Here is a 20,798-nt window from a genome sequence, read left to right on the forward strand (position 1 = left end):
ATGGCACTAAGTGCTCAAGAAAAAGCTGCGATTGTACAAGAACATGCGCGTGGTGAAGGTGACACTGGTTCTCCAGAGGTTCAAGTAGCCCTGTTGACTCACAACATTAACAAGTTGCAAGGTCACTTTTCTGATCACAAGCAAGATCACCACTCTCGCCGCGGTCTGATCCGCATGGTAAACCAGCGTCGTAAGTTGCTGGATTACTTGAAGGGTAAGGACTTGACTCGTTACGCTGCCCTGATCAAGAAGTTAGGTCTGCGTCGATAAGACCTTCGGAAGTGCCCGCTTGCGGGCACTTTTTTTTGCGGTAGTGTTTAGCGCGAAGGACTATTAGCTTTATCCAGAATTTCCCAATTAGGCTTAAAGCCTAATTGGTTAATCCGACGCTGTCGGCTTGGGTTGTCAGAACTTATCTGCAGAAGTTTTTACTTCTGTCTATTAAAGCTGCACCCAAAATGTATAAATCCCTCCGGCAATGGGGCCTGGGGGCAGAGAAGATATTATAGAAGATAAAAGAAGGAAACGTCGTGAATCCAGTAATCAAGACATTCCAATACGGTAATGAGACCGTAACCCTAGAAACCGGCCGTATTGCTCGTCAGGCAACCGGCGCGGTAATGGTAACGATTGGTGAAACCAGCGTATTGACCACCGTTGTAGGTGCAAAAAGCGCTCGTGAAGGCCAAGACTTTTTCCCACTTTCTGTGCACTACATGGAGAAGGCTTACGCCGCTGGTAAGATTCCTGGTGGTTTCTTTAAGCGCGAAGGTCGTCCTTCTGAGAAAGAAACCCTGACCTCTCGTTTAATCGACCGTCCAATTCGTCCGCTATTCCCGAATGGCTTTATGAACGAAGTTCAGGTTGTTTGTACAGTGATGTCAACTGACAAAAAGACTGACCCAGATATCGCAGCGATGATTGGTACTTCAGCGGCCCTAGCTGTTTCAGGAATTCCGTTCGCCGGCCCAATTGGTGCTGCACGAGTAGGTTATTCTGAAACTGGCGGCTATTTGCTAAACCCAAGCTATGAAACACTTGCGGCTTCAGAGCTAGACATGGTTGTAGCAGGTACCAAAGATGCGGTATTGATGGTTGAGTCCGAAGCGGCTGAATTACCTGAAGATATTATGTTGGGCGCGGTATTGTATGCTCACCAAGAGTATCAGGCAGTTATTCAAGCGGTAGCAGAGCTTGCCGCTGAGGCTGGTAAAGATACTTGGGAGTGGGCAGCTCCTGCTGTTAATGAAGAGCTGACTGCGAAAGTTACTGAGCACTATGGTGCTGGTATCGGTGATGCTTACCGCATTACGGATAAAATGGAACGTTACAATGCATTGGGCGCATTACGCGATCAAGCCGCTGAAACCTTGGCGGATGATGAAGCTGGTGTTAGTGCTGATGAAGTTCGCTCAATCTTCAGTAAGCTTGAGAAGAAAACCGTTCGCTCTCGAGTAGTAGCTGGCGAGCCTCGTATCGATGGCCGTGATAGTAAGACAGTTCGTGCGATCGAAGTTGAAGTGGGTGTTTTACCAAAAGCTCACGGTTCAGCCTTGTTTACACGTGGTGAGACTCAAGCTTTGGTTGTGAGCACACTAGGTTCTGCTCGTGACGCACAAATTATTGATGCCTTAGAAGGTGAGCATCGTGATAACTTCATGCTGCACTATAACTTCCCTCCTTATTCTGTAGGTGAGGCTGGCCGTATGGGTGGCACTGGCCGTCGTGAGATCGGTCATGGTCGTTTGGCACGTCGTGGTGTCGCTGCAGTACTTCCATCTGAAGAGGCTTTCCCATACACCATGCGAGTGGTGAGTGAGATTACTGAATCAAATGGCTCTTCTTCCATGGCCTCTGTTTGTGGTTCTAGCTTGGCTTTGATGGATGCTGGTGTTCCTCTTAAAGCTCCTGTTGCAGGTATCGCGATGGGTCTTGTAAAGGAAGATGAAGGTTTTGCTGTATTGACCGATATCCTGGGTGATGAAGATCACTTAGGCGATATGGACTTTAAAGTAGCCGGTACTTCTTCAGGTATTACTGCTCTGCAGATGGATATCAAGATTGAAGGTATCACCGAAGAGATTATGAGCATTGCTTTAGAGCAGGCTCTGGCTGCGCGTTTGCACATTCTAGGTGAAATGAACAAGGTTATTGAAACCGCCCGTGAAGAAGTGAACGACAACGCGCCACGCTTTGAAACCATCAAGATCGATCCAGATAAGATTCGTGACATCATCGGTAAGGGCGGTGCTACTATCCGTGCTCTAACCGAGGAAACCGGCGCATCTATCGATATCGAAGATGACGGTACCGTGAAGATTTACAGTGATGACGCTGACTCCTTAAAGGCAGCCCTTGATAAGATTCAGGCTATTACAGCTGAAGCTGAAATTGGGACGATCTATGAAGGTAAAGTTGTTCGTATCGTTGATTTCGGTGCGTTTGTTAACTTCTTGCCGGGTAAAGATGGCCTTGTACACATTTCGCAAATCGCTGAAGAGCGTGTCAACGCTGTGACTGATTACCTTGAAGAAGGTCAGATTGTTAAGGTTAAATGCCTTGATGTAGATCAGCGTGGCCGCATCAAGCTATCCATTAAAGAAGCGGCGGCTGATGCAGCTGCTGCCGATGGTGCAGAAACAGTAGAGGGCGATGCTGAGTAATTAGCAAAGCAATAGCTGTTTTAAAAAGCCCGCCATTGGCGGGCTTTTTATTGTCGAGAAACTTTTGCGTTCTGATCTCAAGGCGCAGTCATTCGTATCACAGTGGTGATATAAAATTAATTTCAAGGACGACACCTAAAATTAGAGGCAGGGTATGCTTCGGTGAAGTAGATATATAAAGGTGTTAGTGTGATATCTAGGTTTGTTGTTTTACTTTTGGCGGCTTTATTCACCGCGAAAAGTAATTTGTCTGAGGCGGCCCAATATGATCGCGTCTTTAGTATTCAGCTGGGGGCATATCGTACTGAAGCGGCAAGAGCTGAACTGATTGATAAATACCAGCAGTACCCGCTTTATTGCCGGCGTAACAGCCGAAATGCCTATGTCGTGTATTACGGTGTTTATGAGAGTTTTAAAGATGCCCACCCTCATTTGTTTGATCTGCCAGGGCAGGAAAAACTGGGCGCTTATATAGTTAAATTGGATGATGTCAGCTTAAAACCTTGCCTAAACCTCGAAGAGAGGCTCAAGCAGCTGCTCTAGGAGCAAGCTAACTATACTGATTAGACTGTAGCGCTTCTTTCAATCTTTCTTATGGCTGTTAAGCAGCCTAAAGTGACGTAGAATCAAGATGCATGAGAGCTAATTAGAACAAATAGGAATGCTTATGGGTTTAGGGAAGGGAATATTAGGCCTCTTAATGGTGTTGGGGAGCTGGCAATTAGAGGCAGCACCAAAGTCAGTAGATTTGGCCGTTGAGGATGAACTGCTAGATACAACAGAAAGCCAGTCTATCAATAGCGCCAATACTGAAGACTTTAATGAGAGCTTCTGCCTTAGCGCTGGTTTACTTAAAAAATACCGCTGTGACAGTGACACCGTAGAAGCTCAAATTGAAGCCGGGCAGCGTTATTCTATCCAATTGCTAACCACCGGGGATGCCATGCCCCAACTTCCTGAAGAGCTGCCTGTCTTTCATCGCACCCAGTTATCAGGGCAGCAGGCGTTTGTTTATATTGGTGAGTTTATAAAACAGCAAGAAGCTTTGGATGCAATGGCGGCTCTTGTCATGGTGGGAGTTCTAGAGCCCAGTACTTGGCGCCCTGCGGTTGTTCAAATCGATAAAAGCCGTGAGGTTCCTGGTGTTCGCCTTGTGCAAATGTATGGTGATAAGAGCTACAGAAACCCATTAGAGAAATCACAGCCAAATGCCTCAGAAGCTGTAGCCTCAGATTACATGGGGGCAGCAGGTGATGTAAAACTAATGCCCAGCTATTACACCGTTCAGTTGGCCAGTTTTGAACAACGTACAGCTCGTAAAAACTTTGTTTCGCAAAGCAACGTTGAAGAGTTACTCTGTCGACAGCGGCGCAATGGCCGCTACACGGCTTATAGTGGAGCTTTTGAAACGGAAGCTGCAGCCCAGGCTCGTTTAAAAAGTTTACCGAGCAGCATAAGAGGGGCGTATGTTTTAAGGCTTAAGCAGGAAGACATGTTTAGTTGTGATGGTAGGCGAGAGTTAAAATTGCTTTCGCATCCAGACTCAATTGCTAAGCTGTCGCCGGTGCAGCTGCCTTACCAAAAAAGCTACTTTACAGCGCAGATTGCAAGCTTTTCTTCCCAAGAAAAGCGCCTGCAGTTTATTAATAAAAATGCACAGGTAGACTTTATTTGTCGCACCAGGCGAAACGGTAAATTTGTGGCCTATAGTGGTGTGTTTGATAGTCGTAATAAGTTGAAAAGCTATATCCAAGGCTTACAGGGGAAAGGGGTAAGTGCATACGAGCTTAAGCTTAGTGAGGAGGATATGTTCGACTGTGCTGATGATGGCAAGATAGTGCTCTATTCCAAAACTCGACCGGCTAGAAAGCATAAGCTAAGCTCGATGGCGAAGCCGGCTCTTGCCTCTGATCAAACTGGGCGCCCGGTTACCAAAGCTTTGGAAGAAAAAAGTAGCAGCTCCTCTCAAAGGGTATCAGGGCTGCAGAGTCTAGCTCAAATTAACTTGGGGGATTCTTCAATAAGTCAGGCGCTGGCCCAAAAGGGCGGAGGCTTACCTCCTCGTCATCCAGTCGTTCAGTTAAATGTGGTAGCGCCGGAAAAAAACCCAGAAAGAAGTAATCCGTCGGTGATTGAAGAAGAGGCGACACAAACGCCTGCTTTTTATAGGCGCCAGAATATAAAGCTTGTTGCATCAAAAACACAATCTACCGACAGTTTAAAAGGACAAGCTGATAACCAGCCTGGGCAAGTGGCTATTGCTAACGTCACTGGCCCCGCTGAAGGGCGCGAAGAAATTTTAGCTAATGGCAGATTGGATAACCATTGGCAACCGGCAGCAGATCAAGTGTTTTATACGGTTCAATTGGCGACATTTAGGGGGCCAATAAATGAAGGTCGTTTCGTAAAGCATAATCAAGACCTCGATCCGTTATGCCGAGTTCGCCGCAATGGGCAATTGGCGGTTTACTCTGGGAAATTTTTAGAGTTCGAAAGTGCCCGCCAATATCTACGGGGCTTTGAGGCAAAGCTTGACGGTTATGTGGTGAGATTAAAAGGAGAATTGTTGCCCCCCTGTAGTATCTAGGGGGCAACAGTCATTACAGAGTAGTTGTTACTAGCTAAAACAGTGCTCGTCGGCAGGGAATATCTTTGCTTTTACATCGGCGGCATATTTGTTTAGAGCGCTAGGGATGTCGCCCGCCTCAATTAAAAAATTCTTGGAAAACTTTGGTGGTTTTTCCGTTAAGCCCAGAATGTCATTAATTACTAAAACTTGAGCGTCAGTATCACGCCCAGCACCAATTCCGATGACAGGCATGGAAACCGCTTCGGTAACTCGTTTGGCAAGTTCACTAGGAACGCATTCTAAAACGAGTAAATCTGCTCCAGCTTCATCGAGTAGTTTTGCATCGCGTAAAATAGTTTCCGCCTGCTTGTCATCACGCCCTTGTATTTTAAAGCCGCCAAGTTTGTTAACGGATTGGGGGGTTAAGCCTAGGTGTGCGCATACAGGAATGCCTCGCTCGCCGAGCATTTTTACAGTCGGGGCAAGCCATTCGCCACCTTCAATTTTTACCATATGAGCGCCGGCCTGCATGATGCGAGTTGCGTTCATCATGGCTTGCTCTGGAGTGGCATAGGTCATAAAGGGCATGTCGCCCATGATTAGGGATTTGTCATTGCCTCTTTTTACGGCCTCAACATGGTAAATCATCTGTTCCATGGTTACTGGCACTGTGCTGTCATAGCCTAGAACGGTCATTCCTAGGCTGTCGCCAACAAGTAACACTTCCACGCCACATCGTTGCGCCATTGCAGACATGGGTGCATCGTAGAGGGCAACGGTAATAAATTTCTCACCCTCAGCTTTCATTTTACGCAGTGTAGTAGTGGTCACAGCCGTAGTAAGTTTGCTTTCGGCATGTGGGCTGGCGTAAGGCATGATTGACTCCTTAGCAGTGAATTAAATCGCAGGGTTGGGATTGTAATAATGTCGACCCGAGTTAATGTTTTGCATGTACTCAAGTAGCTCTAAAAAGTGCTCTTCATTATTGATTAAATCAATCTCGCTAGCATTAACGAGCAGAAGAGGTGATGACTGATAGTGATGAAAAAATTGCGTGTAGGCCTCATTAAGGCGTTGTAAATATTCAAGGCTGATGCTCTGTTCTTGCTCTACTGCGCGCAGGTTAATACGTTCCATTAAAACTTCAGCGGGGGCTTGTAGCACCACGACCAAGTCAGCACTAGGAGCCTTGAATTTTAAGTGGCTAAACACTTGTTGGTAGATTTTTAACTCGTCTTCATCAAGAACAACATGAGCAAAGAGCTGGTCTTTATCGATTAAAAAATCGCATACCGTGTTACCTGCAAATAAGTCATTTTGTTGCAGGCCTTCTAGTTGTCGAATTCGTTCAAAAAGAAAAAATAATTGGGTTTGCAAAGCTAGCGATTTGGGGTCGCTATAGAATCGAGCTAGAAAAGGGTTGTTCTGAGTATTGTCCAAAAGGGTGCTGGCGCCGATATGTTGAGCCAGCTTACTGGCAAAGGCGGTCTTCCCGACTCCAATTGGTCCTTCAATTGCGATCAAACGGCGTGATAAGCCCTCTGCATGACTCATTGTGCTTCCTCTGTCAGACGCTTTAAGCCCTCCCAGCCTAAAGCCTTTGCCGATGTTTTTAAAGAATCAATTGTGGGAATCTTTAAGTTATCGTCCAGCTCTAATAGTGGCTGCATGACAAAGTTTCTATTGACTATTTGTGGGTGAGGCACGTTCAGCCTGTCACTGTTGATTTGCTGTGGGCCGAAAATCAAAATGTCCAAGTCGATGGTTCGTGCCCCCCAGCGTTTGTGACGTATCCGCCCGAGTTTTGTTTCTATGGATTGTAAGGAGTCCAATAATTGATGAGCTTCAAGCTGGGTTTTTATTTTGCATACCGCATTAAGATAATCTTCTTGAGGCTCGTCATCTAGAGTTAATGCTTTGCTGCGATAGAAACTAGAGCAAGCAAGTAATTGGCATTGCTCTTGAGAGCCGATTAGTTCTAAAGCGCTCTTAAGGGTAGCCAATACATCGCCTTGGTTTGCACCTAGCCCGATAAAGGCCTCAGTCATGAGGAGGCTTCTTTGCTGTTTGACTTGCGTCTTTTTCTGCGCGGTCGCTTTCCCTTGGGTAGTGCGGCTAGCATTTCTTCTTGCTTTGACTCATCGGCGTCTTGGAATTCGGTCCACCATTTGCCTAGACCTTGGCAGTCTTCTCCTGTCTGCTCTCGTAACAGCAGAAAGTCGTAGGCTGCGCGAAAGCGTTGATGCTCCATCAAGCGTACAGCTCGTTTTCCGGAGCGTAAGGGTAGGCGGCCTTGTAGGTCCCAGATCTCCCTCATGGTAATCAAAAAACGTTTAGGAATTGCAGTGTGCTTTAGTTGTGCATCAATAACTTTTTGAGCGGCTTTGTGCATTCGCATGGCTGGCGGATTTTTAGGATCCTGCTGTGCGAGGGCATCTTGTAGTGGCCCCCACAATAAAGCTGCAAGAATAAAAGCCGGGGTCACTCTTTGTTCATTGGCCAGTCTGCGATCAGTGTTCTGCATGACCAGCTTTAATAAGGCTTGATCAAAACCCTCGTTACGATCCAATCTTGCCGAAGTGGCAGGAAACAAAGGCGCAAGCAGTTCATATTCTCTTAGTTTGTCTAAGGTCGCCTGGGCGTTCCCGCCAAGGAATAACTTTAGACACTCGTCAAATAGGCGCGCAGAAGAGATATTTTCTAAAAGGGGAGCCATTTGTTTGATAGGCGCAGCAGTATGTTGCTCGATATCAAAACTTAATTTGGCGGCAAATCTGGCAGCACGTAATAGACGTACAGGGTCTTCTTGGTAGCGGGTTTTGGGATCGCCAATCATGCGGATAAGCTTATTATCGAGATCGCTAACGCCGTTGGTGTAGTCGTGGATGCTAAATCCATCTAGAGAGTAATACAGAGCATTAACGGTAAAGTCGCGGCGAAGGGCGTCTGAACGCAGGTCGCCAAAGACATTGTCTCGTAGCAGCATCCCTTCTTTCGATTGGCGCGATTCAGCGCTATTAGAGGCGCTGTCATGATTAGCTCTAAATGTGGTAACTTCGATGATTTCCCGGCCAAAACGTACATGTACAATTTTAAACCGTCTACCTATTATTCGGGCGCTTCTAAACAGCTTTCTTACCTGTTCAGGGGTCGCATTGGTGGCAACATCAAAATCCTTAGGGTTACCTCCCAGTAAGGTGTCGCGCACCCCTCCGCCAACCAAATAGGCTTCGAATCCTGCTTCATTGAGCACTTTCATCACTTTGATAGCACTACGGCTAATGCGCTTACGTGAAATGCTGTGCTGATCACGAGGAATAATTTTAGCTTCTTGCGGGTATACATACTGGCTAGAAGACTTAAACAAGCTATTAATTGAACGAATAACGCGTGTAAACATATTAGTAGGGCAGGGCCTGGTTCTCGGCTCAGTAAGGCAATAAAGGCCGCTCTTTTGGGCAGGCTAGGTATTGCGTTTTTAGAATGGGGCGAAGTGTAACACGGTTATGTGAATAGGCCCATTTAAGGGTATAAAGGTAGCAGCACTGGAGAACATAAATTGGGGATAGCAAAACGGGAAGCATAAAGCTTCCCGTTCAAGCAAGGTGGTAACTTGTACTAACGAATACCTCGTTATTGTTATTAGCGGGGCGAGTCCTTGCCCCCATTAGCAACTTGCTTTTCTGGCAAACCCTGTCCAGTGCAGTCAGTCAGTTTTACGCTTGTTATTGTTATTTTTTGTTGTTGTGCTTATTTTTAGAGGTCAGCAGCATCAATATGTTCACTACCGTAATCACTACGCATTAACCATGCATATTAAGTATCGTTATTATTATTGTGTCTGTTGATTTATTTTTATTATTTGTTGTTGTTATTTGGCGACTATAAAAGCATTTAGTGTGCCAATGTTGAAAAATTGTTTTAAATCAATGACTTATAGAAATTACTTGAAAAAAATAGATTGTTTGCTACTCGAATTCGTTACCGAATCTCTCGTCAGTTGTTACGTCGTAGCGCGTGCGGGTAACACTTTGGGTCAAGGGGGGGAACTTTTTGGTCAATTGTATGCCAGCCCTCCATGGGCTTGGCACTTAAGTTGTAGCTTGAAGTGGGTTTGCTATTTTGCTTGGTTGGTTTTCTTGCGTGGAATTCCCAAGCGTTGGCGCCGCTCCCATAAACACTTTCGACTGACTCCGAGCTTACGCGCGAGCTCTGTTTCGCTCATGGTATCTTGGTGTTCTAAGACGAAGCGCTGGAAGTAGTCTTCTAGGGAAAGGTCCTCTGCCGGCTCCTGAGTCGGCTTGCGGGGTCTTAATGTCGATTGAATTATCTGAATGTCAGTCGGATCATCTATTTCTACTAAATCAAGGTCGATACCTAAAAGATCGTGAGAGATTTCCTTGTCGTCTTCGCACAATATGACGCTACGTTGCATGGCGTTTTCCATTTCACGAACGTTACCAGGCCAAGTATAGGTTGTTATGGCTTGTATCGCTTCGGGGCTTAGGCGTAAAGCAGGCTTCTTAAAGGCTTCGCAATAGCGCGCCAGCATGTGCTCAGCTAATGAAATTACATCCTTGCCTCGCTCTCTTAGGGGCGGTAGATCCAGTTGAACAACGTTAATGCGGAAGTATAAGTCCTGGCGAAAGCGCCCTTCATCGGAAAGCCTTCTGAGATCACGGTGCGTGGCAGCAACTAGGCGAACATCTACTTTTTGAGAGTGGATAGAGCCAATAGGGCGTACCTCTCCTTCTTGTAGCACACGTAGCAGTCTTGCCTGGGCTTCGAGTGGTAGCTCGCCAATTTCATCTAAAAACAAAGTGCCGCCATCTGCGGCAGCAATAAGCCCTTCACGATGGCTGTCTGCGCCAGTAAATGCGCCTTTTTCGTGGCCAAACAGTTCGGATTCAATCAGGGTTTCGGGGATCGCAGCACAATTTACGCTAATCAATGGGCTTTGGGCGCGAGGACTTTCTTGATGAATAGCTTTTGCGGCGAGCTCTTTTCCAGTACCTGTTTCGCCGTGAACCAATACGGTTGCTCCTGTGGGCGCAACTTTGTGTATGCGGTTGTAAAGGTTTTTCATGACCTGGCTACTGCCAATCATGCCTGCTATAGCTTGGCTAGAGGATTTAGATTGATTAAGAGCTTTTGCCGCTGCATTGGCTTTGCCTATAGCTCTGCGCACCGAGGCAAGCATTTCGTCGTGATCAAAAGGTTTAGCAATATAATCAACGGCGCCCATGCGCATGGAGTCAACGGCGGAGCGCAGGCTGGCATAGCTGGTCATAATCAATACTGGGATATCACCCGCGAGCTGAATGAGGTCAGTCCCTGGCCCCCCAGGCAGGCGTAAATCACTAATGATCAATTCGAAATTAGCGAGCTTATACTTGGTGGTAGCTTCTTTAACCGAACTGGCCTCACTGACAGTATATTTGTGGCGCTCTAATAGCTTGCGCAAGGCGGTCCGGATAATGGCTTCATCTTCCACAATCAAAATGTTGCTCATAGCTTAGCTGCTCACCAATTGATCAGTGTTACTGTTACTTTTTCGGAGGAGGCATAGTGTTACCTCCATGGCACACAGTTTCAAGGCTTAAGGGGGAATTTTAAGATGAATTGTGCGCCTGATGGGCTTTCTTTAAGGCCCAGGTTGCGTATCTCAATGCTGCCTGAATGCTCTTCCATAATGCTATAAACCATTGCGAGGCCTAGGCCGGTGCCTTCTCCGGGGTCTTTGGTGGTGAAAAATGGCTCGAGAATACGCTCCATTATCGCCTCGGGCACCCCAGGGCCTTGATCCGTTACCCTCAGTATCAATTGCTCATTTGATGGTTCTGCTGCCACAGTGACCTTAGCCCCAGCAGGACTTACGTCTCTGGCGTTACTTAGTAGATTAATAAACACCTGAATTAAGCGTTGACTATCGCCCAGTATTTGCAGCTGATCGGAAACATTATTTATGAACTGTATTTGCTGCTTCTCGGGGTGTAATTCTAGTAGGTGGATGGCCTCGGTGACACACTCACGAATCTGAATCCTTTGAAGTTGGCTTTGATCGCTTTTACCTGTGTGGGAGAAATTAACCAGTGACTGTACTATTCGGGTAATGCGATCAGTTTGAGAGAGAATCTGCTCAACGGTTTCTTGGGTATCTTCAGGCTCCGTCTCATAGCGCAGGTTTTGCGCTAGGCAGGCAATGCCTGTTACCGGGTTGCCAATTTCATGGGCGACCCCAGCCGCTAAACGCCCCACAGATGCTAGGCGTTCATTATGCATGAGCTCCTGCTCAAGTCGGTGAGTTTCGGTGACATCTTCCAGTAAAATTACAGTGCCTTGGGCGCGGCCTTCCATTGGGGTTTGAACTTTTGCCACATGTAGGCTGATCCAGTGCGGCTGGCCATCAATTTCTACTTCTTGATTGGCCCAGTGGGTTGCTGCGCTGTGATAAAAGTTTCTAATAATTGGGCCCCAAGGCGGTGGAAGTTCGTTTAGATGGGAGCCGCTAATTTTTTCTCCAGCTAAACGAGTTAAATGCCCCATCGCTTTGTTCCACAGCACAACCTCTAAATCTTGACCGATAGAGCACACTGCCATAGGAAGCTCTTGTAGTGTTTGGCGGTGATAGAGTCGCAAATTGTTTAATTCGGCGGGTAGACCGACTAGCTTATTTTGATTTTGATCCAGCCTTTCTTCCATAAAGGTGACGTCTGTCGATGAGCCTTTGTGTTTGCGTAGGGGGATAAATTTACTGATAATTTCTTGCGCCATATTGACACCTAAAATACCACTCAAATTGGCTTCAAGCTGATCTCGCAAACGTCTGAGTGCGTAAGGGCGGCGTTCATTTTCATCAAGTTTAAGTTGGCTTAGGGCTTTGCTAATGGCCTCTCTACTTGGTTGGCTGCCGAGAGCTGAGCTTAAGCGTCGTTCGACATCGCTAACAGAAAAAACATCCAGGCTACTACGCTTAGGTTGGCTTAACTCGTTTTCGGCACAAAGTTCTGCACTATAAACCTCTTCTGCTGTTGCCTGGCTGCGATAAGATACCCAAGCAAAAATCAAACTATTGATGGTAAGCGATAATAGTGCCACCGTATCCCAGTGTTCTAAGCCCAGTTGAAGGTGCGGGCCGTAACCCAAATTAATACTTTTAATGTTAAATAACGTAGGTATGGCCAAGCCTAAAAGCCAAATAGCGGCTCCGGCACTAAGCCCTGCTAAAAACCCTTGGCGATTGCCACTAGGCCAATAACTGATGGCGATTAACCCAGGTACAAATTGTGCGCCAGCAATAAAACTCAACAACGCTAGTTCAGTTAAGCTGTGTTGACCTTGCCACAAACTATAAAGCCCAAGGGTCGTAACCATTAAGCAGCAAATAGCAATTTGCTGAAGTCTTTTCAGTTGTTTACTGAGCCCACTGCCACGGCGAACGCCTGTTATCGGAAGTAGGCAGTGATTAACGACCATCGTACTAAGACTGATTAATATGGTGATCAATGCCGTTGCTGATGCTGATGCGCCAGCGATAAACATGATGAGTGTCCATACTGGTCGCTCCATGGAAATGGGAAGCCCCAAAGCAAAGAATTCTGGCTGCGTTAATACGCCTCTTTCAAAACCCGCCCAAAGCACTGGGAAAATAGGGAACGCAAAAAGCAGTAAAAGAGTAGGGAAGGCCCAGGGTAAAATTCTTTTGATGTTGCTTTTAGGCTGCTGAATGACCGCGCTGTGAAAGAGGTTGGGGGTGATTAAAGAGCTGGCAATAAAAACAAGTAACAGTGTGTGCGATGATGTTTCTCGCAACGGCGAGTACAGAAGGTTGACGTTTTCTGGGTGTTCTACTAACCATTTATCAAGCTGATCGAAGCCGCCAAAAACCGCAAAGATAGCAAGCAGCCCGATGGCGTTGAATGCAAAGATTTTAACGATTGTATCGGCCGCCAGTATTAAAGGCAGTCGAGAATAATGTTGTTTGCTGGCAGCAATAAGACTGATAGTTAACACTATGGCGGCGAAACCTAATGTCGCAAAATCGTTACTGTGTAGGCTATCTTCAGTGTAATGATTTCCATGGGTTATAAGCTCGTAACTCAGTGATAGGCTTTGCAATTGCGCTGCCAGTAAGGGCATGAGTGCGAGTGCGAGAAAGAGGGTTGCCAGTTGCCCTGCGCTATTACTGTGATATCTAAAAACCAATAAATCGGCAAGGGATTGTAATTGATAACGTCTACATAATTCGGCCAGAGGGGCTAAGGCTAGTGGCGCAAATAGAAATAAGGTTCCCGTCCCTAGGTAGTAGGCAAACGCTCCATAGCCGTACTCTAAAGCTAACTGGCTTGAGCCATATAAGCTCCAGGCGCTAGCGAACACACCTAGAGCTAAAGTTTGTGTTGCTGGGTGCTGGCTTAAACGCCGTAGCCAGCGAAACTTTCCTGCAATTAAAAGGATAGCTAAAAAAGAGAGCAAATATGTTGCGGTAGCCGCTATTACCAAAGTTTCTGATAGGGTCATGATTGGTCGTCTTTACGCCATGGTTGGTAAACAAATACCGCTGCAATGATCATAAAAAACCAAATGATGTACGGTCTCAGCCAGCTTCCCTCGGGGTTGATCATCCAATTTAGTAGAGTAGGCGAAAAGACATAGGCAATAATGAGCACGGCGATCAATGTTTGTTGGTTATTCATATTGTTCGCGCTCGTTACTAGGTTGCGGTTTGTTACAGCTTTTGCTCTAGGCCATTATTGGATCTTACTGGAAGCCTTATCGTTTTTAAACGTATTAGCAGCATTGCTGTCATCAGCTTAACTCGCTGGCCTAGGTAGGCTGGCAGGGATGTCTTTTAGGTTCCAGTTTTCGATCCCCCATTGCAGCAATTCTTCACATGAAGCGCCTCTGAGCTCGGCTAAGGGCTTCTGTCCCAGTAATTGTAAGCAGAAATAAATATTTTCGGGTGCTAGGCTAGATTGAATTTCAGGGGCGTGATTTTGCTTGCTAAGCTTTTGACCTTGAGAATTCATGATTAAGGGGAGGTGGGAATATTTAACAGGAGTGCAGTTAAGCAGCTCATAAAGATAAATCTGCCGAGCTGTGGAGCTCAGTAAGTCTTCGCCGCGCACAATATGACTTATATTAAAATCTATATCATCGACCACCACCGCGAGTTGGTAGGCAAATAAACCGTCTTTGCGCAGCAGTACAAAATCGCCAACCTCCTCAGCCAAAGCCTGCCTTTGAATGCCTTTAAGGCTGTCCTCAAATTGCAGGTTGATAGCTTGGGTCGCGGCTCGCCAAGCCCAGCCTGGGCTTGGCAGCTCTACTTTGTCGCTGTGGCATCGGCCGTTATGAATTCCTTTATTTGCTGCCAGCTCTTGGCGTGAGCATTGACAGGGAAATATGGCATTAAGCTTTAGCAGTTGTTCCAAAACTTCAAGGTAGCGCTCGTGGCGTTGGCTTTGAAAGCAAATGTCGCCATCGTGCAGAAGGCCGTGAGCTTCCAAGGATCGTAAAATTGAGTCTGTCGCGCCGACTTGCTCTCGTGGTGGGTCTAAGTCTTCAATTCTGATCAGCCATTTGCCCTGTTGCGAGCGTGCATCTAAGAAGCTCGCTAATGCAGCAAGCAAAGAGCCCATGTGTAAGGGGCCGGTAGGTGACGGCGCGAATCGGCCAATGTAGGGAATAGACATGTGAAGTGGCGCGGCTTTGTGCCGCGCCAAACGGGCTTAGCCGCCGATCTGCTTTTCTTTGATCTCGTCGAGTGTCTTACAATCAACACACAAGGTGGCAGTTGGACGAGCTTCTAGGCGACGAATGCCGATTTCAACGCCACAGGCATCACAAAAACCGTAGTCGTCATTTTCGATTCGCTCCATAGTCGAGTCGATCTTTTTGATCAGCTTACGTTCGCGGTCACGAGTGCGCAGCTCAAGGCTGAACTCTTCTTCCTGGCTGGCGCGGTCGGCCGGGTCAGGAAAATTAGCTGCCTCATCTTTCATATGGCTCATGGTGCGGTCAACTTCTTCCATGAGTTCGGTTTTCCACGCTAACAGCAGGCCTTTGAAGTGCTCCATTTGAGCATCATTCATGTATTCTTCGCCTTTCTTCACTTGGTAAGGCTCGAATCCTCTCAAGGTGAAGCCTGCTGCGGCCTCTTTTTTATTGCTGGGCATATTATGCGCCTCTACTTATTTCTACAGTCCCGCATGTTGGGGCTGTTTTCCTTAATTCAAGGGTCCCTAAATCGAACGGTGCAAGCTACCAGAAGTCATTCACAGGTGCCAGTAATTTTTAGCCTAATCAATGTTTTCTTGGCGCGTATCACCTTGACGGATACCGCTGTCATAACATCAACGTTAAACTATCTTGCTCCGAAACTATAGAGTCTTTGATATGTTATTTTCTCCGCCGCTTATCCAGGGACAGTTAATTCGGCGTTACAAGCGATTCCTAGCAGACGTTATCGGCCCTGATGGCGAAAAATTAACCATACACTGCCCAAATACCGGTTCTATGACAAACTGTATGGTGGAAGGTGGTAGGGTGTGGTATTCCACTTCTGATAACCCAAAGCGAAAATATGCCCATACTTGGGAAATTGCCGAGAATAGCGCGGGGCACCTTATTGGGGTAAATAGCGCTCGTGCAAATATGCTTTTGGAAGAAGCCTTATCAGCGGGCCTAATTACTTCTTTAGAACACTATAAAAGCTGTCGCCGAGAAGTACGTTTGCCCAGCGGTAAGCGATTAGATTTCCTGCTTGAGGATTCAGAAAAAGACTCTAGGCCCTGTTACATTGAAGTAAAAAGCATGACTTTAATGAGGCAGCTGGGCTTGGTTGAATTTCCGGACGCCGTCACAAAACGTGGGCGCGAACATCTCGAAGAGCTTGAAGCTATAGTTAAGTCGGGCGCGCGGGCCATATTATTTTTTTGTGTGCAGCATAGCGCCGCAGAGCGAATATCCGTCGCCAGTGATATTGACCCCAAATATGCAGAGAGCTTAGTGAAAGCTCGGGCGGCTGGTGTAGAGGTGCTGGCCTACTCTGTCCATTTTGACGATCAGTTGATTGCGCTAAGCGGGAAAGCGCTGTGCTGGGTTTAGGTTTAGTTTAGGTTTAGGTGCTGCCGTTACTTTCGAGGGGCGAACTGTCTTAGCAGTTGAGTGGGGAGCTGCCACTGCCTTAAATAGTGTGTTGCAGCTTCTTCGCTGATTATTTCCTGATTGAATAGTAGACAGCTGCAGCTGGCGATTTCGCAATCTTCAAGGGTTTTGCTTAATAGGGATTCAGGTGCGGCTGCAGTGCTTAAGGACTGACAAATCTCTTCGCTTAGCTGCCAATCTTTGGCGATTTTTTGGGACAGCTCTGGGGCTATATTTTCTAGGCTATTGTAAGCGAGCCATTCGATAGCATCGGACTGGTCTGGCCGCTTTCGCAGGGCTGTGGCTAAGTATCGTAAGCAACAGATAGCGCCGGCCAGTTGCATGCAGCTTATTAAATTTACAGTGAATGAATGACCAAGTTTATGCAAGGCAAGATGGCGCCCGATGCTCAAATTAAAGTTTAGATAAAGCCAGTAGTGTTGGTGCAGCTGGGGGGCCACCTCTCGGCTAGCCTGAAAGCTTGCTTTTAATGCAGGTAGCAACATTTTACTGGCCTGAGTGTCGATGCTGCAATCGTTGACTTGTTGTTCGTCCAATGCAGACAGTTTGCACTTTGGGTTACTGTTCAGTAGCTCTTGCACTAGATAATCGTTTAGCGTGTGCAGCTGCTCTTTTTGCCCTTTGTTTTGCATTTGGATCAAAACAAGGGGCCAAGGTGGCAAGTAGGCTTTACGGGCACGGCTGGAGCGCAGCATTAACTGTAAGTCTCGCTTGCACTCTTCAATCCAGACATTGCTTTTTGCGGGCGCAGCGGGTCTGTGTTGTGCAATAAAAGCAAGCAGTTGGTCTGAGAGCTCTTGTTTGAGTTGGCTGCGTGCTTGCCCGATAAAGCTCGAAGGGCTTGGTCGTTGCGTTTGATTTGACATCCTTGATACCTCTTACGGGCCCTGTCCTAGGCTTGGTTGCGTGTCTCTTTACACTAAAGTCATTGTAGATCTTGTTTGCTTATGGGGTAAATACTCAAAAATGCTTAGTGGGTATCGGCCTTATATTCAAGTTAAGCTTTGGCCTGCCAGTTAGGCTTTGATTTTCTTAACTTTAATGGTATTAGGCTTTGTCCTATGCAGGGGCCAGATACGCATTTTCCGTCTTTGATATTGAACAATGCTCCATGACTGGAGCACTGAATTAGGCTCTTATCGAAATCGAGAAAGCTGTCTTGTTTCCATTCAAGGTTTATCTGTAAGTGCGGGCAGCTATTTTTATAGCCGTAAATCTGGCCATGTTTTTTCACTAGAAAATAAGCTTGCTGATTTAACTGGAAGCCTTTGCTGTGTCCTTCAGCGATGTCTTCTGGGTTAAACGGAAGGTTGTGCCATTGTTTGTCAGTTGTCATTTCGACACTTTAACACATAAAAAAACGGCTACCCGAAGGTAGCCGACAACCGTGATTAGCCTGATAAGGAGAAGTGACTCGAAAAGCCGCTTCAAGTTGGGTGTTGCCACTCAACAACTCAAATAATAATGATGTTCATTATCATGTCAATAGTTAATGGGAATAATTATTGTTTGGTGTCTATTAGAGGGGGTCACCCTGTAATCTTAACGCCTAGTTTATTTGTGAGGTGAGGCTTATTGAGCAGCGCTTTCGCCGGCAGCAAGGTCGTCGGCATCCTGAACCAGTTGGTCTTTGGTCTCTTGGCTCAGCTCATTCCAATGCTTGTCATCCAGAGCGCCTTGTAGGGCATAAAGCATAACTTTAGATACGTGGATGCCACGCTGTTTAATGCGAACATAGGCCTGCACCGGCCCCATGCACTGTAGTTCGTGGCGTGAGTGTACGCCAATAGCGTTGAGGATATTGACCGTAGCAATCCCTAGATTTTTGAGCTCAAGTAGCTCACTATCGCGGTCGGACATAAGGCTAGATTCCCATTTTCGTTATACTTATTGTTAATAACCCGGCGGGTCTTAATGGAGAAAGCTAAGCGTTATAATACATCCTAACGCCCTAAGAGCAAATTTTATGCAGCTAAGCCTTGTTTTTGTTGATTCAGGTGTCAATGGCTGTTTTGTTCTATTAGATTGATCTAATGACATTATTTTGGGTTTGAGTTGATGATGGTTATTTTCGATTGTGATGGTGTATTGGTAGATAGTGAAACCATCGCCGCAGAAGTATTTGCGGAACACCTACAGAAGCTAGAGTTAAACGTCAGTGCGCAAGAATGCTTTAATCGTTTTAAGGGTTACTCGATGAAAAGCTGCATGAAGCAATTGATTGAGATGTTAGGCGGCCCTATCCCCGAGCATTTTTTAGTGTCTATGCAGGAAGACACATTTAATCGATTTAAGTCAGAGCTACAGCTTATTGAGGGTGTGGTGCCGGCAATTGACGAAATAGAGCGCTCCGGTTGGCAAACCTGTATTGCCTCAGGTGGCAGCCATGGAAAAATGAAGGTTACGCTTGGCAAAACCGGCTTGTGGGATCGCTTTGAAGGTCGAATTTACAGTGCGGTAGATGTGGCTAATGGAAAGCCTGCCCCCGATATTTTTTTGCATGCCGCACAGCAGCAGGCTGTAGCTGTTGAAGATTGTGTGGTTATCGAAGATTCACAGGCGGGGGTTGAAGCGGCCATCGCGGCTGGGATGAGGGTTTTTTTCTTTGACCCGGAAGGTCTTGGTTTGCGCAATCAAAAGCTATTAGAGCTTTCAGGGGTTTATCAGTTTTGCCAAATGGAGCAACTCCCGCAGTTACTAAAAATGGTCTAATCAGCTAATTGGCTGAATATGGTGAAAAAATGACGGCAGAGGCAACCTCCGAAGCCAGCCAGATCTGGTCCCAACTACTGTTAGAAGCTCAATCTGCGAGCGAAGCTGAGCCTTGTTTGGCTAGTTACTATCATGGTTCAGTCTTGAATCATCAAGATTTGCCAGCTTCATTAAGTTTTCACTTGGCGAACAAGTTGGACTCCCATGCGGTACCGGCGATGATGTTGCGGGAGGTAATTTCAGCAGCCTATTGCCAAGAGCCGCAAATGATTTCGGCCGCGGTTGCTGATATGAAGGCCTACTTTGAGCGCGATCCTGCCTGCGATCAGTATTTAATGCCTTTTCTGTATTACAAAGGCTTCCAGGCTCTGCAATCATATCGTGTAGCCAACTATTTGTGGCGAAGTGATCGACGGGCATTGGCGCTGTATTTCCAAAATCAAATATCGCAAGAATTTGGCGTTGATATACATCCTGCGGCTGCAATTGGCCAGGGTATTATGATCGATCATGCTACTGGCGTTGTGATCGGCGAAACCGCGGTAATTCACAATAATGTTTCTATGTTGCATTCGGTAACCCTTGGTGGGTCTGGTTGTCAGGGTGGGAAACGCCATCCCACGGTTTGCGAGGGTGTGTTAATCAGCGCAGGTTCAAAAGTCTTAGGTAATATCTGTATTGGTAGGCAGGCTAAGATTGGTGCGGGGAGTGTGGTTCTATCTTCTGTAAAGGCCCACACAACAGTTGCCGGTGTGCCCGCTAAACCGGTAGGTGCGTCATCTGGTCGTCCAGCGCTGGATATGGATCAACAGTTAGATGATTGTTGCGAGTAATGCTAGAAGGGTCTAGCTTTAATAAAAGACATTATGTCGCATAAGGATAATAAGGGTTAAGCCCTAGGGTGTTTATGTCAAACGAACGATACAACTTAGTTTTTCGTGGAGATATTGTGCTGGGGCACAATATCTCGGATGTTAAGTTGCGTCTCGGTAAGCTTTTTAAGGTGAACGATGCTCAACTTGAGCGCTTGTTCTCTGGTAGGCCTGTAGTGATCAAGAAAAACCTCCCAAAGCTTGAGGCTGATCGCTATACAGAAGCTCTGCAGCAAGCTGGTGCGCAAGTAGAGGTTCAGGAGCTTAGCAAAACTCCACCCACCCCTATTAATTCGGCTCATGATAAGAAGTCGTCCAATAAACCGAGTTTGGCGCAAAGGCTCGCTGAACAGAACCGTGGAGCTGGCTTGCAAGAGCCTAGCGGCACTTTAGCTTTCGCTCCAAAGGTACAGGCTCGGCAAGAGACCGCCTTGGAGGAAGGCTTGGTATTGGCCCCTGTTGGTAGTGATTTGCTTGCGGATCGGTATCGCGAAGATGATGTGGTGGTGGAGATACATCCAGTTGAGGCTGATTTGAGACCTATGCAAGGTAATCTTTTAGATCAGGGTGAGATTCAGCAGCAGGTTCCGCCTATCGGTATTGATTTAAGTGGTATTAGTTTGGCGGAAGCTGGTGAGGACTTGCTTGATGAGTCGGAGCGCCCTTTGCCGGTGCCGGAAATGGAAGCCCCTGCCGATATTGAGTTGGCCCCTGTTGGTGAAAACTTGGCAGAGCAAAAAGAGGAATCGGCGCCATTGAATTTTGATTTGTCAGCTATTCAATTGGCTGAGCGCTAGCTAGAGGGTTAGCCCC

20 protein-coding genes are annotated in these 20,798 nt (G+C 46.7%); 8 read left to right on the forward strand and 12 right to left on the reverse strand.

Going from position 1 to position 20,798, the window contains the following annotated elements; translation table 11 throughout:
• The 4 genes from rpsO to Q1A41_RS18965 all read left to right on the forward strand — a co-directional run bounded on the left by rpsO (position 1) and on the right by Q1A41_RS18965 (position 5,250).
• Positions 1–270, forward strand: a complete 270-nt coding sequence (gene rpsO, locus Q1A41_RS18950; RefSeq protein WP_299982306.1) for a 30S ribosomal protein S15 — start codon at positions 1–3, stop codon at positions 268–270.
• A gap of 260 nt (positions 271–530) precedes the next feature.
• Positions 531–2,663, forward strand: coding sequence for a polyribonucleotide nucleotidyltransferase (gene pnp, locus Q1A41_RS18955; protein WP_299982309.1), 2,133 nt, complete (start codon positions 531–533; stop codon positions 2,661–2,663).
• Positions 2,664–2,852: 189 nt separating this feature from the next.
• The gene (locus Q1A41_RS18960) at positions 2,853–3,206 is read left to right on the forward strand and encodes an SPOR domain-containing protein (protein ID WP_299982312.1); all 354 of its coding nucleotides are present in this window, start codon (positions 2,853–2,855) and stop codon (positions 3,204–3,206) included.
• Positions 3,207–3,330: 124 nt separating this feature from the next.
• Positions 3,331–5,250 (forward strand): SPOR domain-containing protein, encoded by a 1,920-nt coding sequence (locus Q1A41_RS18965; protein WP_299982315.1) that lies wholly within the window; start codon positions 3,331–3,333, stop codon positions 5,248–5,250.
• A 30-nt stretch (positions 5,251–5,280) separates the two neighbouring features.
• Here Q1A41_RS18965 and panB read toward each other — a convergent pair whose 3' ends face one another.
• From panB to dksA, 9 genes are all read right to left on the reverse strand, one after another.
• On the reverse strand, positions 5,281–6,108 hold the full coding sequence (gene panB / locus Q1A41_RS18970) for a 3-methyl-2-oxobutanoate hydroxymethyltransferase (RefSeq protein ID WP_299982318.1): 828 nt from the start codon (positions 6,106–6,108) through the stop codon (positions 5,281–5,283).
• 21 nt (positions 6,109–6,129) lie between these two features.
• Positions 6,130–6,786 carry a deoxynucleoside kinase gene (locus Q1A41_RS18975; protein ID WP_299982320.1) on the reverse strand — a complete coding sequence of 219 codons (657 nt, stop codon included), beginning with the start codon at positions 6,784–6,786 and terminating at the stop codon, positions 6,130–6,132.
• Positions 6,783–7,280: a 2-amino-4-hydroxy-6-hydroxymethyldihydropteridine diphosphokinase gene (folK, locus tag Q1A41_RS18980; RefSeq protein WP_299982323.1), complete on the reverse strand. Its 498-nt coding sequence runs from the start codon at positions 7,278–7,280 to the stop codon at positions 6,783–6,785. The genes Q1A41_RS18975 and folK overlap by 4 nt, the downstream gene beginning before the upstream one ends.
• On the reverse strand, positions 7,277–8,632 hold the full coding sequence (gene pcnB / locus Q1A41_RS18985; protein ID WP_299982325.1) for a polynucleotide adenylyltransferase PcnB: 1,356 nt from the start codon (positions 8,630–8,632) through the stop codon (positions 7,277–7,279). The genes folK and pcnB overlap by 4 nt, the downstream gene beginning before the upstream one ends.
• 717 nt (positions 8,633–9,349) lie before the next feature.
• Positions 9,350–10,744, reverse strand: coding sequence for a sigma-54 dependent transcriptional regulator (locus Q1A41_RS18990; RefSeq protein WP_299982328.1), 1,395 nt, complete (start codon positions 10,742–10,744; stop codon positions 9,350–9,352).
• Positions 10,745–10,824: 80 nt separating this feature from the next.
• Positions 10,825–13,752, reverse strand: coding sequence for an ATP-binding protein (locus Q1A41_RS18995; RefSeq protein ID WP_299982331.1), 2,928 nt, complete (start codon positions 13,750–13,752; stop codon positions 10,825–10,827).
• The gene (locus Q1A41_RS19000; protein WP_299982333.1) at positions 13,749–13,928 is read right to left on the reverse strand and encodes a hypothetical protein; all 180 of its coding nucleotides are present in this window, start codon (positions 13,926–13,928) and stop codon (positions 13,749–13,751) included. Before Q1A41_RS19000 ends, Q1A41_RS18995 begins: the two co-directional genes overlap by 4 nt.
• Positions 13,929–14,045: 117 nt before the next feature.
• Entirely contained in the window at positions 14,046–14,927 is an 882-nt protein-coding gene (gene gluQRS / locus Q1A41_RS19005; RefSeq protein ID WP_299982336.1) for a tRNA glutamyl-Q(34) synthetase GluQRS, read from the reverse strand.
• A gap of 36 nt (positions 14,928–14,963) precedes the next feature.
• Positions 14,964–15,410: an RNA polymerase-binding protein DksA gene (gene dksA / locus Q1A41_RS19010; RefSeq protein ID WP_299982339.1), complete on the reverse strand. Its 447-nt coding sequence runs from the start codon at positions 15,408–15,410 to the stop codon at positions 14,964–14,966.
• Between the two features lie 220 nt (positions 15,411–15,630).
• Between dksA and sfsA the strand changes: the two genes are divergently transcribed.
• Entirely contained in the window at positions 15,631–16,341 is a 711-nt protein-coding gene (gene sfsA, locus Q1A41_RS19015) for a DNA/RNA nuclease SfsA (RefSeq protein WP_299982342.1), read from the forward strand.
• A gap of 26 nt (positions 16,342–16,367) precedes the next feature.
• Here sfsA and Q1A41_RS19020 read toward each other — a convergent pair whose 3' ends face one another.
• The 3 genes from Q1A41_RS19020 to Q1A41_RS19030 form a co-directional block, all read right to left on the reverse strand.
• A complete protein-coding gene (locus Q1A41_RS19020; RefSeq protein ID WP_299982345.1) occupies positions 16,368–17,267 on the reverse strand; it encodes a hypothetical protein in 900 nt (299 codons plus the stop codon).
• Between the two features lie 131 nt (positions 17,268–17,398).
• Positions 17,399–17,737, reverse strand: a complete 339-nt coding sequence (locus Q1A41_RS19025) for a Rieske 2Fe-2S domain-containing protein (protein ID WP_299982348.1) — start codon at positions 17,735–17,737, stop codon at positions 17,399–17,401.
• A 236-nt stretch (positions 17,738–17,973) separates the two neighbouring features.
• Entirely contained in the window at positions 17,974–18,261 is a 288-nt protein-coding gene (locus tag Q1A41_RS19030; RefSeq protein WP_299982351.1) for a TfoX/Sxy family protein, read from the reverse strand.
• A gap of 198 nt (positions 18,262–18,459) precedes the next feature.
• Between Q1A41_RS19030 and Q1A41_RS19035 the strand changes: the two genes are divergently transcribed.
• From Q1A41_RS19035 to Q1A41_RS19045, 3 genes are all read left to right on the forward strand, one after another.
• Positions 18,460–19,113: an HAD family hydrolase gene (locus Q1A41_RS19035; RefSeq protein WP_299982354.1), complete on the forward strand. Its 654-nt coding sequence runs from the start codon at positions 18,460–18,462 to the stop codon at positions 19,111–19,113.
• A gap of 29 nt (positions 19,114–19,142) precedes the next feature.
• Positions 19,143–19,946 carry a serine O-acetyltransferase gene (gene cysE, locus Q1A41_RS19040; protein ID WP_299982356.1) on the forward strand — a complete coding sequence of 268 codons (804 nt, stop codon included), beginning with the start codon at positions 19,143–19,145 and terminating at the stop codon, positions 19,944–19,946.
• Positions 19,947–20,020: 74 nt separating this feature from the next.
• Positions 20,021–20,782: a hypothetical protein gene (locus Q1A41_RS19045; RefSeq protein ID WP_299982359.1), complete on the forward strand. Its 762-nt coding sequence runs from the start codon at positions 20,021–20,023 to the stop codon at positions 20,780–20,782.
• The last annotated feature ends 16 nt before the right edge of the window (positions 20,783–20,798 follow it).

Source organism: uncultured Pseudoteredinibacter sp., from assembly GCF_947502065.1.
Classification (GTDB): Bacteria; Pseudomonadota; Gammaproteobacteria; order Pseudomonadales; family Cellvibrionaceae; genus Pseudoteredinibacter.

What these genes read in the sequence shown, in the direction of transcription:
- rpsO (WP_299982306.1), top strand. Translation starts at nt 1, where the DNA reads ATGGCACTAAGTGCTCAAGAAAAAGCTGCGATTGTACAAGAACATGCG.
- Q1A41_RS18965 (WP_299982315.1), top strand. Translation starts at nt 3,331, where the DNA reads ATGGGTTTAGGGAAGGGAATATTAGGCCTCTTAATGGTGTTGGGGAGC.
- panB (WP_299982318.1), bottom strand. Translation starts at nt 6,108, where the DNA reads ATGCCTTACGCCAGCCCACATGCCGAAAGCAAACTTACTACGGCTGTG.
- Q1A41_RS18975 (WP_299982320.1), bottom strand. Translation starts at nt 6,786, where the DNA reads ATGAGTCATGCAGAGGGCTTATCACGCCGTTTGATCGCAATTGAAGGA.
- folK (WP_299982323.1), bottom strand. Translation starts at nt 7,280, where the DNA reads ATGACTGAGGCCTTTATCGGGCTAGGTGCAAACCAAGGCGATGTATTG.
- pcnB (WP_299982325.1), bottom strand. Translation starts at nt 8,632, where the DNA reads ATGTTTACACGCGTTATTCGTTCAATTAATAGCTTGTTTAAGTCTTCT.
- Q1A41_RS18990 (WP_299982328.1), bottom strand. Translation starts at nt 10,744, where the DNA reads ATGAGCAACATTTTGATTGTGGAAGATGAAGCCATTATCCGGACCGCC.
- Q1A41_RS18995 (WP_299982331.1), bottom strand. Translation starts at nt 13,752, where the DNA reads ATGACCCTATCAGAAACTTTGGTAATAGCGGCTACCGCAACATATTTG.
- Q1A41_RS19000 (WP_299982333.1), bottom strand. Translation starts at nt 13,928, where the DNA reads ATGAATAACCAACAAACATTGATCGCCGTGCTCATTATTGCCTATGTC.
- gluQRS (WP_299982336.1), bottom strand. Translation starts at nt 14,927, where the DNA reads ATGTCTATTCCCTACATTGGCCGATTCGCGCCGTCACCTACCGGCCCC.
- dksA (WP_299982339.1), bottom strand. Translation starts at nt 15,410, where the DNA reads ATGCCCAGCAATAAAAAAGAGGCCGCAGCAGGCTTCACCTTGAGAGGA.
- sfsA (WP_299982342.1), top strand. Translation starts at nt 15,631, where the DNA reads ATGTTATTTTCTCCGCCGCTTATCCAGGGACAGTTAATTCGGCGTTAC.
- Q1A41_RS19020 (WP_299982345.1), bottom strand. Translation starts at nt 17,267, where the DNA reads ATGTCAAATCAAACGCAACGACCAAGCCCTTCGAGCTTTATCGGGCAA.
- Q1A41_RS19025 (WP_299982348.1), bottom strand. Translation starts at nt 17,737, where the DNA reads ATGACAACTGACAAACAATGGCACAACCTTCCGTTTAACCCAGAAGAC.
- Q1A41_RS19030 (WP_299982351.1), bottom strand. Translation starts at nt 18,261, where the DNA reads ATGTCCGACCGCGATAGTGAGCTACTTGAGCTCAAAAATCTAGGGATT.
- Q1A41_RS19035 (WP_299982354.1), top strand. Translation starts at nt 18,460, where the DNA reads ATGATGGTTATTTTCGATTGTGATGGTGTATTGGTAGATAGTGAAACC.
- cysE (WP_299982356.1), top strand. Translation starts at nt 19,143, where the DNA reads ATGACGGCAGAGGCAACCTCCGAAGCCAGCCAGATCTGGTCCCAACTA.
- Q1A41_RS19045 (WP_299982359.1), top strand. Translation starts at nt 20,021, where the DNA reads ATGTCAAACGAACGATACAACTTAGTTTTTCGTGGAGATATTGTGCTG.